The organism is Gammaproteobacteria bacterium (genome assembly GCA_021647245.1).
GTDB lineage: Bacteria > Pseudomonadota > Gammaproteobacteria > RBG-16-57-12 > RBG-16-57-12 > JAFLJP01.
The window spans coordinates 42,396-58,231 of the sequence record JAKIVC010000017.1 but is presented as its reverse complement, the minus strand read 5'-3'; the positions used below and the strand labels follow the sequence as shown (position 1 = coordinate 58,231).

The window sequence follows — 15,836 nt, the reverse complement described above, 5'->3', positions numbered from 1 at the left end:
GCTCTTAGTACAGCAGCAACCAAGGTGGCTAGCGGAATGGCAAAGAACACCCCCCAAAAACCCCAGATACCACCAAAAAACAGCACTGCAGCGATAATGGCCACGGGATGCAGGTTAACCGCTTCAGAGAATAGAATCGGCACCAGAACATTACCATCAAGGGCTTGAATAATGCCATACACTAGCATTAGATAGCCAAAATCTGCACTAAGACCCCACTGAAAATAAGCGATCAACGCCACAGGAATCGTCACCACCGCCGCGCCAATGTATGGCACCAACACCGAAATGCCCACCAGCGCTGCCAGTAGCGGTGCATAGTTTAGCCCCATCATATAGAAGGCGATGTAGGTAACGACCCCGATGATAATGATCTCTAAAATTTTCCCTCGTATGTAGTTACCAATCTGCCGATCCATCTCCTGCCATACCTCTCCTGCCAGGCGACGCTGCTCAGGTAGATAGGCAGTAAACCACTGCACGATGCTCTGTTTATCCTTGAGAAAAAAGAACACCATAATCGGTACTAATATCAGGTAGACCAGAACGGTAATCAGTACCGGAATCGAGGCGATCGATTTGGAGAATACGCTCTGCCCAAAGGTAGTAAGATCCGCACGCACCCCACTCATCAACTCACGCACCTGCTCTTCGCTGAAATAACTTGGATAGGATTCATGCAAAGATAGTAGGCTCTGCTGTCCCTTGGTCACCATATTAGGAACCTCACCAACCAGCTCGCTAACCTGTTGGGAGAGCAAGGGAATCAAGCCAAGAATAGTGTAAACCAGCAGTGTCACGAAAAGTATAAAGACACTCACCACCGCCCACAAACGTGCCACCCCATACTGCTGTAATTTGGCGACCGTCCCTTCCAGAAGATAGGCGATAATCACACTGGCCAACAGCGGTGCCAGCATATCGCCAAGAAAGATCACCACTACAAAACCAACCAGCAGCAGTAGCGCCAGTATAACGGCCTGGGGATCAGAGAAGTTGCGCTGATACCACTCTTTAAATATCTCAATCATGGTGCAAACTTACTCTTTACAGTGTGTTTTACAGTAGTTGCGGGCAAAGCTGAGAAGCTCATCCATCGCACGCTGCCTAAATTTTTGCCGTTGGTGTACAAAGGAGAAGGGGCGCACCAGCGGTGGATTGAATGCAATCGCCTTCAGTGTGCCCAGGGCCAACTCTTTATCAAGAGTGGTACGGGACATCACCGTCACCCCAATACCCGCCTCAACAGCACCTTTAATCGCCTCGGGACTCCCCAGCTCCATAATGACATTCAGCTGTTTTTCATCAAAGCCATGTTGTTGCAAGTATTCAACAAACACATCGCGGGTACCGGATCCCTCTTCACGGGAGATGTAGGGGTATTTTAATATTTTTTCAGCCGAAATTTCATCATATACTGATAACGGGTGGTCAGGTGCAACAATCGCCACCAGCTGATCCTCTCGACACAACTCAACTGAGAGGCTTTTATTCGAGACAGGTGCCTCAACCACTCCTAAGTCGATGATGTTACTTTCGACCATCATAACAATCGCATCTGTATTGCCCACTTTCAGACGCAGGCCCACCTCTGGGTAAGCACGTTTAAACTCACCCAGGAGCGCGGGCAGCATATATTCGGCGATGGTCATGCTAGCACCAATAATCAGCACACCACTCACATCACCTGTGATCTCTCTGACCGAATTATCCATCTCATCGTAAAGCTCAAAAATACGTGATGAATAGCTATAAACAGAGCGCCCCGCTTCTGTCAGTGCAATTCGATTATGGGTTCTATCAAACAGGCGAGTATTAAACTGTTCCTCAAGCTGGCGCACCTGAAAAGTGACGGCTGGCTGGGTCATATAGAGTGACTCTGCCGCCTTAGTAAAGCTTAACAGCTGCGCCACCGCGTGAAACACTCTCAGTCGGCGATCAGCCATAAATACACTTTATCCACTAAAATTATACTTATGACAATAATAACAAGTCAGCATCACAATACAAGCAAGCCGCATGAACAGTGCACTCTATTGCGCTTAGATTAAAGCAGCCGCACACGGAATGAGCGCCCTTTCAGTTTCCCTGCGGACAATTTTTTCAATGCTACATTTTTAACCTCACGCATAACCGCAACATAAGAGGCGTTGTCAAAGACGTTAATTTTCCCCACCTCGCGACCACTAATGCCACTCTCACCCGTCAATGCACCCAAAATATCGCCTGGACGCACTTTTTGTTTCTTACCACCCTCTATCTGTAACGTCGCCATGCTCGGTTTATAGACGGGTTGTTCAAGCAAGTCAGCCACCGGCAAAGCAGCCCGCTCTATTGAGTGGCCTAGGTGCGCCTCCAGGCGGCCTACCCGATAACGCTCCTTTTCTGTATACAGTGTACAGGCCATCCCCTTGCTACCTGCACGCCCAGTACGGCCAACACGGTGAATATGAACCTCATACTCCCGTGCAATTTGGTAGTTAATAACCACATCTAACGCATCGATGTCCAACCCTCTAGCCGCCACATCAGTAGCCACCAATATCGAAATACTCTTATTGGCAAACAACGCCAGAGTTTGATCTCGCTCACGCTGCTCCAGCTCGCCGTGTAACGCTGCTGCACTGAAGCCAAAGCGAGAAAGCTGATCAGCCACCTCCTGGGTCTCCAGCCGAGTATTGCAAAACACCACCGCAGACAACGGGCGGTGCGCCAACAACAGCAGGCGAACGGCCGTAATTCGCGGCATCTGCTCATCCACCTCATATAGAGATTGATGAATACTGCTGTTATCGTGTGTTGTCGCCACTTTAACCATCACTGGGTCCTGAGTAATGCGACTAGCCATTGAGGCGATCTGCTCGGGATAGGTCGCACTAAACAGCAGCGTTTGATAGTGCTTAGGCATATGGTCAATAATTTCATCTAGGGTCTCTTGAAACCCCATATCAAGCATACGATCCGCTTCATCCAGCACCAGGGTGTTCACCTCATCCAGACTTAGTGTTCCTCTACGCAAGTGATCCGCAACACGACCCGGCGTTCCCACCACAATATGTGCGTTATGCTCCAACGATCCCACTTGGGGGCCAAAAGGCATGCCACCACAGAGGGTTAATACTTTGATGTTGTGAATCGTTCTGGCCATCCTGCGAATCTCTTTTGCCACCTGATCAGCCAACTCGCGAGTGGGACACAGCACCAGCGTCTGAATGCGAAAATGCTTTACATTCAGATTCTCCAGCAACCCCAATGTGAACGCGGCCGTCTTACCCGACCCGGTTTGCCCCTGAGCGATAACATCTCTCCCGGCCAATATGTAGGGCAAGCTTTTCGCCTGAATCGGAGTCATCGCATCGTAACCCAATGAGGTGATGTTTTTTAACAAGTCAGGGTGGAGCTTCAGGGATGAGAAAGCGGTTTCGCTCAACGTATCGTCCTCAATTGTGCAACGTGTCCAAATAAAAAAGGGCAAGACCATTAAGGCCTCACCCTTCACTCACCCTCAAGGAGTGAGCAACTCTGCAACTGAAGTCGCAGACGCAATCGCAATTCGGTATTAGATCGCGACGATATTTTCTGCCTGAGGACCTTTTTGACCCTGAGTAACAGTAAATTCAACTTTCTGACCTTCTGCCAGAGTTTTAAACCCTGAACCAGAAATAGCGCTGAAGTGGGCAAATACGTCGGGACCAGATTCTTGCTCAATAAAGCCAAAACCTTTTGATTCGTTGAACCATTTAACGGTACCAGTAGTAGTAGACATAATCATATCCTATAAATTTCAAAAGTCGTCGTGCCCTGCCTAAATCCAAAAAACTTAGGCGCTAAAGGCGATTTAGCTAGAAGTGTTGCTATTTGTATATGACACGCAGGACGAAGACCATTATAGAACATCGAAATGATATACATAAAAACGCACAATCAAGCTGTGCTAAATTATATACGTCCAAACTGCATAGTCAACGACAAATCCCATACCACTGCCAATGGCTCTATCTGACAACACAAAAAACAGCCGACAACCCCAACAACGCGTGCAAAGCTACAAAATAGTAATAGCCTGCACAAAAGCGCTCAAGTAAAATCAATATTCGTATCACCCAGGTATTTAATAAATTCGCACAAAAACAACGCAGCACATTGATTTTTAAGGAAAATTACAGTCAGCATCAATAGGCGAGTAAGATTGTGCCTCACTTATTAAGTGTTCGGGGTAATTGTTATTTAGAGAAAGTAGGGCTTAAATGAAATCCCACCAACAGACAGATGATAGACGCTGGTTACTTATCTTCAGTAGCTGGCTGATAGCTACCCTATCGACCTTAGGCAGCCTTTTTTTCAGTGAAATAATGGAGCTGGTGCCCTGTGTTTTGTGCTGGTACCAGCGAATATTCATGTTCCCACTGGTGGTCATCCTACTGGTAGGGCTCTACCCGCTGGATAAACGGGTAGTCAACTACGCCCTACCCATCGCTGTGATCGGCTTGCTCTTCACCCTCTACCACTGTTTACTCTTTTTTGGCTTGATACCTGAGAACCTTCAGCCCTGTAGCCAGGGAGTCTCCTGCGCTGATGACAGTATGGTGCTATTTGGTTTTCTACCGATTTCACTGCTCTCGCTGCTCTCCTTTTCGCTCATTATTATTTTGTTACTCAAAAGCAAGGTCTCCACATGAAACAGAACTACACCATAATCGGCGCAATCTTCTTAATGGTACTCGCCTTTTTAATGGCGGCTTACCTCTACAACAGCCAACAAACCGACACTCAAACACAGCGGGTCACGCAAAATGCAGATGCCCTAAGCAAGCATTACTCGCCAAGAAAAGGCAATCCTGAGGCAAAAGTGACTATTGTAGAGTTTCTCGATCCCGCGTGTGAAACCTGCCGTCAGTTCCATCCTCTGGTAAAAGAGCTATTGGCAACCTACCGTGGAAAAGTAAACTTAGTGATCCGCTACGCCCCACTACACCCCGGTTCTGACCATATGGTAAAAATTCTGGAGGCGGCTAAAAAACAAGGTCAATTCTGGGAGGTATTAGAGTTGATGTTTGAAACACAGTCCCACTGGGCATCACACCACCAACCTAAACCAGAAATATTCTGGACCTATCTGGAGCGCTTTGGCTTTGATGTTGTGCAGCTCAGGAAAGATGTAAACAGCCCTGAAATTGACAAAATAATCAATCAGGATATAGCCGATGGGCAACGACTGGGGGCCACTAAAACCCCGACGTTTTTTGTTAACGGCAAACCCCTCAGCCGATTTGGTTATGAGCAACTTAAAAACCTGGTGGCCAGTGAAGTTAACGCCTATTACCCCGGATCATAACAATGGCCAATAAAACTGAGATTCTTTTCACACTGGGCGACTTAAATTGCGCTGCCCATCAATGGCCTGACTACCTGCAATACGGTTTTAATAATAGTGATGTCACCGCCCTGCTCAAAATAGCGGGCGATAAAGCGCTGCATCAGGCAGATGCAGACAGCGCCAATATTTGGGCGCCACTCCACGCTTGGCGAACGTTGGCACAGCTGCGTTGCAGCCACGCAGCCCTGCCCTTGATCAAGCTTTTCGATGAGCTCGTGGAAGATGACTGGGCACTGTACGAGCTGCCCATTGTCTTGGGCATGATCGGCGAGTCGGCTATTGAGCCACTGGCAGCCCTCTTGAACACACCAGAGCTTGATGAATTCACCCACGTTATGGCGGTAGATGCACTGTGTGAGGTTGTTGAACACTACCCCGAACAACGTCGTGCGGTACTGGCCCACTACCAAGCCTATCTGGAGAAGCCGGATCTCACACTGCCCACCCTGAATGGCCTATTAATTGGCCGATTGTGTGAGCTAAAAGCCAAAGAGTTAATTGAGGGTATTCGAGCCCTGTATCAAAATGACGGGGTTGACAGCAGTTGCGCGGGTGACCTGGAAGAGGTTGAAATCAAACTGGGATTTCGAAGCAGCCGTGAGACACCACGCCCCTCTCAGGCAGAGAGCTATGGTTTTAAAGCAGCGCCCGCTAAAAAACCAGAAAGTGGTGATGTCATTGATCTGGTCAACTACTACTTTGACCGCGACGGCAATGATGAGGCCATATTTAACGCCTCTGAGCTGGACGGCTTTTTCTCCGCCCTCGCCTGCGCCCCTAACAACATTATGGCGGCACAGTGGTTACCCGCACTTTGGGGAGGAGAGGAGAAAACACCCCACTGGAAAAAGCGCAGCGAATATGAAGAGTTCAATGATGCCATCTTCACCTTCTACAACCATGTTATGGAGGGTATGCACAAAAAAGAGTATCACGCTCTGTTTCTGGTCGAGGTGGAAGATGAGCAGGAGTACACCATCGTTAGCAGCTGGTGTGAGGGCTTCATGCGTGGCATTACACTATGGGATGAGTTAACCGCAGCGGAAGATCACAGCGCCTTAGAACAAGCCCTGAAACCCATTCAGTTATTTACCACTCAGCACGAGGGTGAGGCACTGGACCAGCTAAGCGAAGAGCAGATAAACCAGAGCGGGCTCACTATCGAACCTGCGGTAAAAACGCTCTATCTACACTTCCTAGAGCAGCGCCAGCGTGCCAATAAGCCCATTCAACGCACCGTCCCCAAGGTGGGTAGAAACAACCCCTGCCCCTGTGGAAGCGGTAAAAAATATAAAAAGTGCTGTGGATAAATGAGGCCTACAACTTCCGCAGCTCGTTAATCAACCGTTTGCAACTGCCAATTTCACTGGACAGCGTGCCGGGAACTTCGGACTCCAGCGAACTCTCTTCCGCCGCTTCATTAACACGCACTAAACTCTGGTTGATACCATCCACAGCGCACTGCTGCTGACTCACCATCTGGGTGACGCTGTTATTCATCTCGGTCACCTGGGTAATGCTATCGATGATCTGCTCCAGTACCCGTTTCGTCTCTTCAACCTGGTCAACACTCTTATCAGCAGAGACCCTGCTCCTCTGCATCACTGTCACACCTTCAGAGGCACGGGATTGCAACACCTCAATCATCGACTGAATCTCCTGCGTTGAGCTGTGAGTGCGTGTTGCCAGGGTGCGCACCTCATCGGCAACCACCGCAAAGCCACGCCCCAAGTCCCCCGCTCTTGCCGCCTCAATGGCCGCATTCAGCGCCAATAAATTTGTCTGTTCGGCAATCCCACGAATAACCTCGAGTACCGATCCAATGTTATCGCTGGCTTCGCCCAGCGCCGCGATCACACTCGAAGCCTGGTCAACCTCATCAGCCAGCCCGCCAATGGAGGAGACCACTTGGGTAACCGCATCACGACCCGCCAACGCACTATTTTGACACTCCTGTGAGGCATCAGATGCGGTACTCGCCGAGGTATTAACCTCACCCATGGTCTCCACCATCTCTTCCATAAACTGGGCAAGGTGCAGCAGGTCACTGCGCTGCTCCAGTGCGCGTGCCTGAGCACCCGACATATTTGCTGCGGCATCGACAGCGCGTTTGTCAATTTTATCGATAAAGTCAGCCATGCGACCGCCCACTGCACGAAGGTGTGTATTTTCAACGATCAGGGCAAGCTCAACCTGCCCCGCTTCATCGGTGCGACCCGTATAGATATATTGCATCAGCGGATTATCAACAATCTCCGCAGCGCGCCGGAACGCCTCTTTATGGGGATTAATTGCCATTTGAAAACCGACAACACCCACCAACATACTGAGCAGTAATACTGGCAGTAGAACCGTTAATAACGGCACGCCAAAATAGGCGGCCGCCGACAGCGCCGGTAACAGTGCAGCCAAAAGAGTGATCATCAGCTTATGGTGGGTAGAGAGGACATGGCTGCTAAAGGGGGACTTCCCCTCATTAATACGCGCATAGACCTGCTTGGCGCGCTCTACATTTTGCGGTTTTGGTTTACCGCGCACAGATTGATATTCAACCAGCCGGCCATTTTCAAAAATAGGGGTGACAAAAGCATCCACCCAATAGTGGTCGCCACTCTTACAACGGTTTTTGACAACCCCCATCCAGGGTTTGCCCCGCTTCAGCGTGCTCCACATATCCGCAAAAGCGGCGGCAGGCATATCTGGGTGGCGTACAATGTTGTGGCTTTTGCCAATCAACTCACTCTCTGCAAAACCACTGATGGCGATGAAATCACTATTTACATAAGTGATCTGACCTTTTTCATCTGTTGTTGAAAGAATGTTGGCGGTATCAGGAAATGAAACCTCACGCCCCGTTAGTGACATATTTTTCTTCATAATCTATATTGCCCATTGGCCTCAAAGTTCTTTCCAGCTGTAACGGCAAGCACCGCTTTTTCTAAAAGCTAATGGCAAAAATAAACACGATGACCGGTTGATTTCTGACGATTCGCATCGAGATGAGAGCTGCTTTGCGCTGTGAAATCCAAGGGCTGCGGAGCGGGAGCGTATGGTGCGAGCGTGGGTGCCGAGAGAGGGCTATTCTGAGCAATATGCTCAGCCATGCGCAGATCGGTGCAGCGCCTCTACCAGTGCAATATTCAGGTAATCCTGATCATGAGCATCTCCCGCCAGCAATGTAAAAGGCGTATCAGGCTCACCCATCTGATCGAGCACAATGGCCGCACCGGAGAAGTCATCTTCCGCTGTATAGCTATTCACCGTAATCACCGTGGTCAAGTTAGCAGCCAGTGAGGAGAGCACCCCGTTACGTGAGTCTTCAAAAGCGATCGCCTCGGATGGTGTCAGATTCATCTCTTTCAGCACATAATCGTAGATATCAGGTGCTGGTTTCTTCGATGGCACGACATCCCCGGCACCAATCACTTCAAACCAATCCAGCGCCGCCGCCCCCAGCGTATTGGTCACCAATGCGGTGACATTTTCTGGTGTCGTGGTCGTCGAGATGGCAATACGGTAGCCCGCTTTGCGCGCTTCAGAGATTAGCCGCTCAACTCCGGGGCGCAGTGGAATTTCACCCCGGGCCATCAGCTCGGTATAAAAATGGGTTTTGGCGGCGTGCAGGCTCGCAACAAACCCATCAAAATCATCTGGCTTTATAAACTCCAAATTGAATTTTTCAAGATAGAAGCGAATCCGCTCTTTACCACCCGTAACAGCCAGCAGCTTGCCATATAGCTCTGGCGACCAGCGCCACCCCAAACCGGCATCGTCAAATGCCAGATTAAAAGCAACACGATGACCATTGCGTTCAGTATCGGCAAGGGTGCCATCCACATCAAAAATCAAAGCCTTTAGCGTCGACATAATCACTACCTGATTTAACTAAAGCTGGGATACTACATGAGATGGTGCCGCCTGCACATAAAACCAGCACATCACCTCGCAAGTGAACAAAGTTTGAGCAAAGCATCAAAGTAAATAACAATTATATTGCACCTCCTTTGCTTTTTCTGGTATAGATGCGGCTTAATATTTTCAAGCAGGTAGTAAGGAGGCCAGTAGATGGCTCAAGAAAAATCGAATAAAGCGACGACGGAACAACCTTCCGACTCATATACAAACTTCAAACCTTACGAACCCGTTAAGGGCGAAGAGTATATGAATCCAGGACAACTCAAACATTTCCAGAGTATTTTAATCGAGTGGAAACGGGAGTTAATGGAAAAAGTGGACGAAACCGTCCATCACATGCAAGATGAGTCGGGTAATATTCCCGACCCGAATGACCGCGCCAGCCAAGAGTCAGATTTCACCATGGAGCTACGCACCCGGGATCGCGAGCGCAGGCTTATCAAAAAAATAGAGTCTTCCATTAGACATCTGGATGATAATGAATATGGGTTCTGCAATAACTGTGGTGAAGAGATCGGTATCCGCCGCCTCGAAGCACGCCCTACAGCAGATCTCTGCATTGACTGTAAAACCCTTGATGAGATTCGGGAAAAGCATATTAGCCGCTAGGAGGCTGTCAGACTTAGGGTGACTCAAATCACAACGCGCACCATTATTACAATTGAATGGTGTGCGTTCGGTTAGCCCCTCTTCTCCAGAATTAAGCCCTCTCCTCTGCAAATTTATTAAGCGCCTCATATAGCCCCAGCCGCTCCCGCTCCATTAGCTGCTGTCTTGCAGAGTCCATAATTAAATCACCATCACAACACTCTTTTAATAGTAATTCGAATGATTTCGCCGTTTCACTCAACGCGGCAAAACCAAATGAAGCACCACTGCCTGCCAAACTATGAACCAAGCGGTGAAGCTCGCGCCCCTCATCGCCCATTGCCTGTTGCTGGCAAACTGATTGCCACAGCGCATCAATCTCCTTTTGTCGATTAGGGAGTTGAGAGCAGTAACGGTTCAATAGCAGATCAAGCTTTGCCTGTAGCTCAGGGTTGTTTGCCATGGTGCCGCCTCCAAATCGCCTCTATCTGTTCTGAAAGCATCATAGGATCAAATGGCTTGGGGATAACATCAATCGCGCCCAGCACTTTATACTGCTCAATCTCTTCTATCTGTACCTTTGCCGTCATAAAAAGCACCGGTGTCTCCTGCAACCCCTCCAGCTTTCGCAGCGCCTGCAATGTGGTAGGGCCATCCATGCCCGGCATCATCACATCCAGCAAGATCAAGTCCGGCTGAAATCTTACGATTGTTTCGAGTGCATCAGCCCCACAAACGGCTGTTTCAAGCTCAAAACCACCCACATCCTGCAAAACCAGCCGTGCAACGGCCATGATGTCCGGCTCATCCTCTACATAGAAAATTCTTTTCAGCTCCCGCATACCTTACTTCCTAAATTTAGCCTCTATCACCCTCTACCGCGCTCTTGTCTGAGAGCACGCTCATTACAGAGCTGAGCGCACGCTCCATAATCGGCACAGTATTTAAGATGCGTACATCCCAATTTCTTAACATCGTCGCTAACTCTTTTTCATCACAGCGGCGTACAATTTCGTGACGCCAGTTGGCAAAAATCAATTGTCTATCCACCTCGCCACGCCAGATCAAGCGGGCCTTGAGTAGATTTTCACCATCATCACTGAACTCCACCCAATCACCGACCTCCATTTTGGCAACCTGCTCATCATAATAATCAGAACTCTCAACACGACTCTCCTCATCGACAACTTCATCGTCGAGTACCGGCAGGTCGCCATTCATGCCAAAAAACTCGTCATCACTCTCATTAGCGGCATTTTTTATCTGGCTATGAATTCCACTCTCGTCAAGAATGATCTCCTCATACTCAACATCTTCCAGTTCACGCAGCAGATGTTGATGCAGTGGGTCAGTAATTTCCTCCACTGGCTCGTGCTGTTGAGAAACAGCCGCTGCAATCGCCGTTTCAGTCGTCGCACCCTCGCCACGCAAAGCACCGATATGACAATCACCCAGCTCATCAAACAGAGCGCCAATTTTCTTTTTATCCCAACCGGTCTGAGCCAGGCTTTCACCCAGCATTTTCACCAGGTGGGGGATCATACTGGCCAGATAGCTACGCTCCTCTGCTGAGACTTTTGGTGTGATTGACCACAATAGATCCTCCGTCAGCTGTAGGTGTATATGCCAACCGGGACTCTCTGGCCCTTCATCCAAATAAGTGTTGATCATCAATTCACGCCACACCTCATCCATAAAAGCTTGCAGCAAGTCGGGTATCGGGTGTTCTGGCACGCAAGAAGCGATCGCATCGTCCACTGCCTTAATATCACGGGCACGTTGCTCCTGGCGTTCAGCCTCTTCCAGCTGCTTATGCTGTGCCTCAAGGTAGGCCTGCTGCTCCTTGCGCATAAACTCACGAAAATCCTCCAAAACATCAGAAAAGAGTGACAAATCATCGCTAAACTCATTTACGATACGATTAACCAGCACCTCAATTTTCTCTTCCACCTTGGCACTGTCATCAACAATCGATGCCTGGGTAAACTCATTTAGCAGCTCTCGGGAGGGGTGCTGCTTATCACTGAAGAAGTTTTTATCAAGAATGGCCACCTTCAACATTGGGATCTGCAAGCGGGCAACCGTCGATTTCAGATGATCTGACAACTCTTTATCTTCATAGATAAAGTCAAAGATCATCTCAATCAGTTCAATCGCATTTCTCTCCTGGGTACCAATGGCGCTCCCCGGCAACATATCAGGCAGGCGCTTAAGCGCATCCAGCAATGAATCATCTAAAGGTAAGCCCTGCCCACCTTTTGGTTGCAGTTGACTCAAGGCGGCAATCACATCTTCGGATAGGTATTGGGTGGTTCCCATAGCTGACCCACCCCCACCCACGCTGCCGTGGTGAGCAACCCCTCCAACCTCAGCCTGCCCAGTATTCAACAAACCACACAGTTGATCAAATGAGGTATCGGCAGCCGGACTAGATGAACTACTGGTAGCTTTTTTTATCGCATTCAGGCTAGGAATAGCATCAGGAAACACCCCTTTATCAATGAGCAGGTTGTTAACCTCGTTATACATCCCCTGCAAGCTACCCATAACGTGCTGATCAAGCAATTTGTACAAAATCAATTTCACCTGAAGTGGCACCTCAAAAACCGTACAGGCGGACTGGAAAGAGTCGGTAATCATGCGTGGGGAGAGGGGCAGGTCTTCGGGTTGAAGCTCGGTTGTATTGAGTAAGTACGCATAGCGGTGAGCCAGCTCAGAGAGCGGTTGTGAAAAGTGGTGTTGTACCTTATTCACTAAAGATGAAATGGCAATCTGCTCTTCCAGGTCATCCGACTCAACCAGCGAAAGCTCAGATTCCTCGCCTTTGTTTGCCTTAATCGATACGACATGTTCATTACTTATACAGTCACAACGGGACTGGTAATTGCCGACAAAGTTTTCGGTGTAGGCGATCACAAAGGCCTCGCGACGAAGTCGGATCTCGCGCATCGCATCAAAATAGAGGGATTGAAGGGTATTGGTCTCTGCTTTTTGAGAAAATTCAAACAGGGCATCATCCAGCTGGTCATACAGTTTACGCATCAGCTCTAGCAACTGCTTCTGAGCCGTAGTACGACACTGAACCAGCAGCTCTGAGCGTGTCCGTAAATCTTCACTTTTTCCAACTGCCAAGTGCAGCGACTTTTTTGATGCCTTCATAGCTCTATGCCCCAATATAGATACTTTTAAGGTTATCGGACCCTACGCGTAAGCAATGAGGGGCATTGGGTAGAAAGTGTCGATTACCACACACAATTAAGTGAAATAGAGTAATCAAAGCGGCTAGCCCATATAGAGCCCACCATTCACATTAAGGGTCTGGCCGGTAATATAGCGACTGCGATCAGAGAGCAGAAAGCTCACCGCATCGGCAATCTCATCGGGCTGGCCTACCCGGTGCAGCGGGATCAGCTGATTCACTTTATCAATACCTGCCGGGGATGATATTTCCGCCTGGGTCATCTCGGTTTCTATTAAACCGGGTGCCACACAATTAACCCGAATCTGATCATCTGCGCCCAAACGGGCCAATGATTTACTCAGTGCGATAACACCCGCTTTGCTCACCGCATAATGGACTGCCAGGGTTCCCCCCAGCTGCCCACCCGAGGAGGAGATATTAACAATACTACCCGCACCCTTTTCACGCATAAGAGGCAACACCAGCTGCGCACAGATAAAGCTGCCTTTCAGGTTAATATCGAGCAGACGATCCCACTCTTGATCGGTCAGACTTTCAAAGGGTTTTTGTTGCAAGATACCGGCATTATTCACTAGCCCATAAACAGCATGGGGTAGCGCTTCAAGCGCCGCCAATGCCTTAACCACTGAGGCACGATCACTCACATCGACCTGAGTACAATAGAGGGCAGTCGCACCGCAAGAGAGCAACTCTGCCAACAAGGACTCAGCCGGTTTGCGCTGATGAAACCACAGCGCCAGTGCATAACCCTGCTCAGCCAGTTGACGCGCAATCGCTAAGCCAATGCCACGGGTTCCGCCCGTTACGATCACCAGTCGCTCTCTATTTTTTTCAGACTCCAGCACCGGCTACCCCCTGCCAAATGTTTTGCGAATATGGCGCAGCGGACGCAGACCATCCTGCGGATCTGCTCGCCAGTCTCGATCAACCTGCTCAACCAGCGCTGGCTCCTTGCGTGCCGAGCCATCCGCCGTAAAGGCACTGCGAATATCACGGATGAGTGGCGCAATCTTCTCTGGCAACCAGCAGTGCCCCGCGGCATACTCTTCGCCTTGCGTATCAAGGTCGAGATGAAACTCCACTATTTCCGCCCCCCAACGGTGCACAGCGCGTTGTAGCACCATGGGCGAAACCGTGTGATCAGACCAACCCACCGGGCAACCACAGCAATCACGCAGGGTCTGAATCGCCGCCAAATTGCACTGATCAATCGGTGTCGGGTAGCCCGAAACACAGTGCAACAAACTCAACTGTTGAGTATTACACTTGAACAGATCCACCGCATGTTTCACCTCATCCAGCGTTGCCATGCCTGTGGAGAGAACCACCGGTTTGGCTGTTTCAGCACACGCCACCAGTAACTCATCCCACAGCAGTTCATAGGAAGCTATTTTATAAAAATCGACATAGGGTTGCAGCTGTTCAACGGCTTGTAGATAAAAAGGAGTACAGGCAAACTGAATACTCTGCTGCTGGCACCGCTCCGCCAGAGCAGGCAGAAATGATAGTGGTAGCTCCCACTCTCGTCGCTGACGATGCTGCTCACTTGCTCGCAGCACTTCAGGGGAAAAAAGTTGGTCGATTTTAAACAGTTGAAACTTGACCGCATCACAACCCATTTCAGCGGCTTTATCGATAAACTGAAAACAGCGCTGCAGGTCGCCATGGTGGTTACTGGAGACTTCGGCGATAAAGAACGGCATCACAACAGCTCAACCCGCTGCAACAGCGGATCCATCACTGCAGCCACTGGTCGCGCTAAGGCATAGCGCTCCCGAGTTGCTACCGCCCGTTCGGTGAAGCCACCCTGGGATAACACCCGCTGTACCGTATCCAGCCACTCCCCATCCCGCTCGATAACATGGTGGTGCAGATCTGTTGTATAACGACATTGGTCTGTCATTAACAGCGAGTCGTTACAGATGTGGTAGTAGAGGCGTGTAACCGACTCGTGCTGCCAGTCGGGGTGCTGTTTAATATTCAGGGTTAACTTACTGCGGGCGATCAAATCTTCACGATGAAAGGGGGCGGTAAACTGCACGGTTGATAGCACCTTCAAACCACCTTGTTCTAGCGCATCCAGCACCTGGCGGCGGTAAGTGGTCATCGCACCGGTAAACAGTATATCAATATCCTTCTCCGCGTTACTGCGGTGTTCAACGGTAGCAAACGACTCACAATAGCCATGGGGCAAGTAGTCGACTACTTTATCTGGGAACGCTTGTTGATAGACCAGCTGCTGCTCATCCGAAACGTGCCAGATGGCAGAAAAGCGGGGCATCAAACGGATAAAATTTGTGTAGCGCATCTGCCAGAAATCCCGGCGCTGATTATGGTCAGATGCCCGCTGGTTTTCAGCGGCATCTTGGTAAATATCATTAAAGGTGTGGCCCGTCAAAAACTCCGTGGCAACCACAATCATTGCCGTGCCTGGGGTCCAGTTTGACTCTACTTTTTCTGCGAAAGCATCGTTAAAGCACTCAAGCACAATATTCATCTCTCCCGGGCAGAAGGCATACTCAATATCAGCACGGTGCCCCAACGACTCCAGAGCGTATTTCAAATAGAGAAAATAGTCCCCCACATGAATACCGAAATGACCGTGATTTTCGTATATTAATTTGAATTTCATAGTAGAAGTAGCCGCCACCTATTGTCACGGTCTGCTGGGAAAACAGACCAAATTTAAGCCAGTACAAAACAGATAAAAGCAGCGCCAGCTTACCATGAACTCATCTACCGACTAATGTTAAT

General features: G+C 49.4%; 16 protein-coding genes. 4 read left to right on the top strand and 12 right to left on the bottom strand.

The window, feature by feature from the left end:
• From L3J94_06480 to L3J94_06465, 4 genes are all read right to left on the bottom strand, one after another.
• Positions 1 to 1,031, bottom strand: a 1,031-nt coding sequence (locus tag L3J94_06480; protein ID MCF6218396.1) for an AI-2E family transporter, incomplete at its 3' end; no start/stop codon positions are given.
• 9 nt (positions 1,032 to 1,040) lie between these two features.
• Positions 1,041 to 1,946 (bottom strand): LysR family transcriptional regulator, encoded by a 906-nt coding sequence (locus L3J94_06475; GenBank protein MCF6218395.1) that lies wholly within the window; start codon positions 1,944 to 1,946, stop codon positions 1,041 to 1,043.
• 101 nt (positions 1,947 to 2,047) lie between these two features.
• On the bottom strand, positions 2,048 to 3,430 hold the full coding sequence (dbpA, locus tag L3J94_06470; protein MCF6218394.1) for an ATP-dependent RNA helicase DbpA: 1,383 nt from the start codon (positions 3,428 to 3,430) through the stop codon (positions 2,048 to 2,050).
• Positions 3,431 to 3,559: 129 nt separating this feature from the next.
• Entirely contained in the window at positions 3,560 to 3,766 is a 207-nt protein-coding gene (locus L3J94_06465) for a cold-shock protein (GenBank protein MCF6218393.1), read from the bottom strand.
• 481 nt (positions 3,767 to 4,247) lie between these two features.
• Between L3J94_06465 and L3J94_06460 the strand changes: the two genes are divergently transcribed.
• From L3J94_06460 to L3J94_06450, 3 genes are read left to right on the top strand one after another with little or no spacing between them, the layout of a single operon-like run.
• A complete protein-coding gene (locus L3J94_06460) occupies positions 4,248 to 4,679 on the top strand; it encodes a disulfide bond formation protein B (GenBank protein ID MCF6218392.1) in 432 nt (143 codons plus the stop codon).
• Entirely contained in the window at positions 4,676 to 5,335 is a 660-nt protein-coding gene (locus L3J94_06455) for a DsbA family protein (protein ID MCF6218391.1), read from the top strand. The genes L3J94_06460 and L3J94_06455 overlap by 4 nt, the downstream gene beginning before the upstream one ends.
• Before the next feature lie 2 nt (positions 5,336 to 5,337).
• Complete coding sequence (locus tag L3J94_06450) at positions 5,338 to 6,687, top strand: UPF0149 family protein (GenBank protein MCF6218390.1); 1,350 nt, start codon at positions 5,338 to 5,340, stop codon at positions 6,685 to 6,687.
• A gap of 7 nt (positions 6,688 to 6,694) precedes the next feature.
• Here L3J94_06450 and L3J94_06445 read toward each other — a convergent pair whose 3' ends face one another.
• Together L3J94_06445 and L3J94_06440 are read right to left on the bottom strand one after the other, a co-directional pair.
• Entirely contained in the window at positions 6,695 to 8,254 is a 1,560-nt protein-coding gene (locus L3J94_06445; protein ID MCF6218389.1) for a methyl-accepting chemotaxis protein, read from the bottom strand.
• 219 nt (positions 8,255 to 8,473) lie between these two features.
• Positions 8,474 to 9,244: an HAD family hydrolase gene (locus L3J94_06440; GenBank protein MCF6218388.1), complete on the bottom strand. Its 771-nt coding sequence runs from the start codon at positions 9,242 to 9,244 to the stop codon at positions 8,474 to 8,476.
• Between the two features lie 198 nt (positions 9,245 to 9,442).
• Between L3J94_06440 and dksA the strand changes: the two genes are divergently transcribed.
• Positions 9,443 to 9,901 (top strand): RNA polymerase-binding protein DksA, encoded by a 459-nt coding sequence (gene dksA, locus L3J94_06435; protein ID MCF6218387.1) that lies wholly within the window; start codon positions 9,443 to 9,445, stop codon positions 9,899 to 9,901.
• Between the two features lie 91 nt (positions 9,902 to 9,992).
• On the opposite strand, the gene L3J94_06430 is transcribed toward dksA, so the two are convergent.
• The 6 genes from L3J94_06430 to L3J94_06405 all read right to left on the bottom strand — a co-directional run bounded on the left by L3J94_06430 (position 9,993) and on the right by L3J94_06405 (position 15,714).
• On the bottom strand, positions 9,993 to 10,343 hold the full coding sequence (locus L3J94_06430) for an Hpt domain-containing protein (protein ID MCF6218386.1): 351 nt from the start codon (positions 10,341 to 10,343) through the stop codon (positions 9,993 to 9,995).
• Positions 10,327 to 10,722 carry a response regulator gene (locus L3J94_06425; protein MCF6218385.1) on the bottom strand — a complete coding sequence of 132 codons (396 nt, stop codon included), beginning with the start codon at positions 10,720 to 10,722 and terminating at the stop codon, positions 10,327 to 10,329. Before L3J94_06425 ends, L3J94_06430 begins: the two co-directional genes overlap by 17 nt.
• A gap of 16 nt (positions 10,723 to 10,738) precedes the next feature.
• Positions 10,739 to 13,039 carry a DUF1631 domain-containing protein gene (locus L3J94_06420; protein ID MCF6218384.1) on the bottom strand — a complete coding sequence of 767 codons (2,301 nt, stop codon included), beginning with the start codon at positions 13,037 to 13,039 and terminating at the stop codon, positions 10,739 to 10,741.
• 123 nt (positions 13,040 to 13,162) lie between these two features.
• Entirely contained in the window at positions 13,163 to 13,927 is a 765-nt protein-coding gene (locus L3J94_06415; protein MCF6218383.1) for an SDR family oxidoreductase, read from the bottom strand.
• A gap of 3 nt (positions 13,928 to 13,930) precedes the next feature.
• The gene (locus L3J94_06410; protein ID MCF6218382.1) at positions 13,931 to 14,785 is read right to left on the bottom strand and encodes an N-acetylneuraminate synthase family protein; all 855 of its coding nucleotides are present in this window, start codon (positions 14,783 to 14,785) and stop codon (positions 13,931 to 13,933) included.
• Positions 14,785 to 15,714, bottom strand: a complete 930-nt coding sequence (locus L3J94_06405; protein MCF6218381.1) for a hypothetical protein — start codon at positions 15,712 to 15,714, stop codon at positions 14,785 to 14,787. The genes L3J94_06410 and L3J94_06405 overlap by 1 nt, the downstream gene beginning before the upstream one ends.
• Between the last annotated feature and the right edge of the window lie 122 nt (positions 15,715 to 15,836).

What these genes read in the sequence shown, in the direction of transcription:
- L3J94_06405 (MCF6218381.1), bottom strand. Translation starts at nt 15,714, where the DNA reads ATGAAATTCAAATTAATATACGAAAATCACGGTCATTTCGGTATTCAT.
- L3J94_06475 (MCF6218395.1), bottom strand. Translation starts at nt 1,946, where the DNA reads ATGGCTGATCGCCGACTGAGAGTGTTTCACGCGGTGGCGCAGCTGTTA.
- L3J94_06460 (MCF6218392.1), top strand. Translation starts at nt 4,248, where the DNA reads ATGAAATCCCACCAACAGACAGATGATAGACGCTGGTTACTTATCTTC.
- L3J94_06445 (MCF6218389.1), bottom strand. Translation starts at nt 8,254, where the DNA reads ATGAAGAAAAATATGTCACTAACGGGGCGTGAGGTTTCATTTCCTGAT.
- L3J94_06465 (MCF6218393.1), bottom strand. Translation starts at nt 3,766, where the DNA reads ATGTCTACTACTACTGGTACCGTTAAATGGTTCAACGAATCAAAAGGT.
- L3J94_06425 (MCF6218385.1), bottom strand. Translation starts at nt 10,722, where the DNA reads ATGCGGGAGCTGAAAAGAATTTTCTATGTAGAGGATGAGCCGGACATC.
- L3J94_06410 (MCF6218382.1), bottom strand. Translation starts at nt 14,785, where the DNA reads ATGCCGTTCTTTATCGCCGAAGTCTCCAGTAACCACCATGGCGACCTG.
- L3J94_06430 (MCF6218386.1), bottom strand. Translation starts at nt 10,343, where the DNA reads ATGGCAAACAACCCTGAGCTACAGGCAAAGCTTGATCTGCTATTGAAC.
- L3J94_06455 (MCF6218391.1), top strand. Translation starts at nt 4,676, where the DNA reads ATGAAACAGAACTACACCATAATCGGCGCAATCTTCTTAATGGTACTC.
- dksA (MCF6218387.1), top strand. Translation starts at nt 9,443, where the DNA reads ATGGCTCAAGAAAAATCGAATAAAGCGACGACGGAACAACCTTCCGAC.
- L3J94_06440 (MCF6218388.1), bottom strand. Translation starts at nt 9,244, where the DNA reads ATGTCGACGCTAAAGGCTTTGATTTTTGATGTGGATGGCACCCTTGCC.
- L3J94_06450 (MCF6218390.1), top strand. Translation starts at nt 5,338, where the DNA reads ATGGCCAATAAAACTGAGATTCTTTTCACACTGGGCGACTTAAATTGC.
- L3J94_06420 (MCF6218384.1), bottom strand. Translation starts at nt 13,039, where the DNA reads ATGAAGGCATCAAAAAAGTCGCTGCACTTGGCAGTTGGAAAAAGTGAA.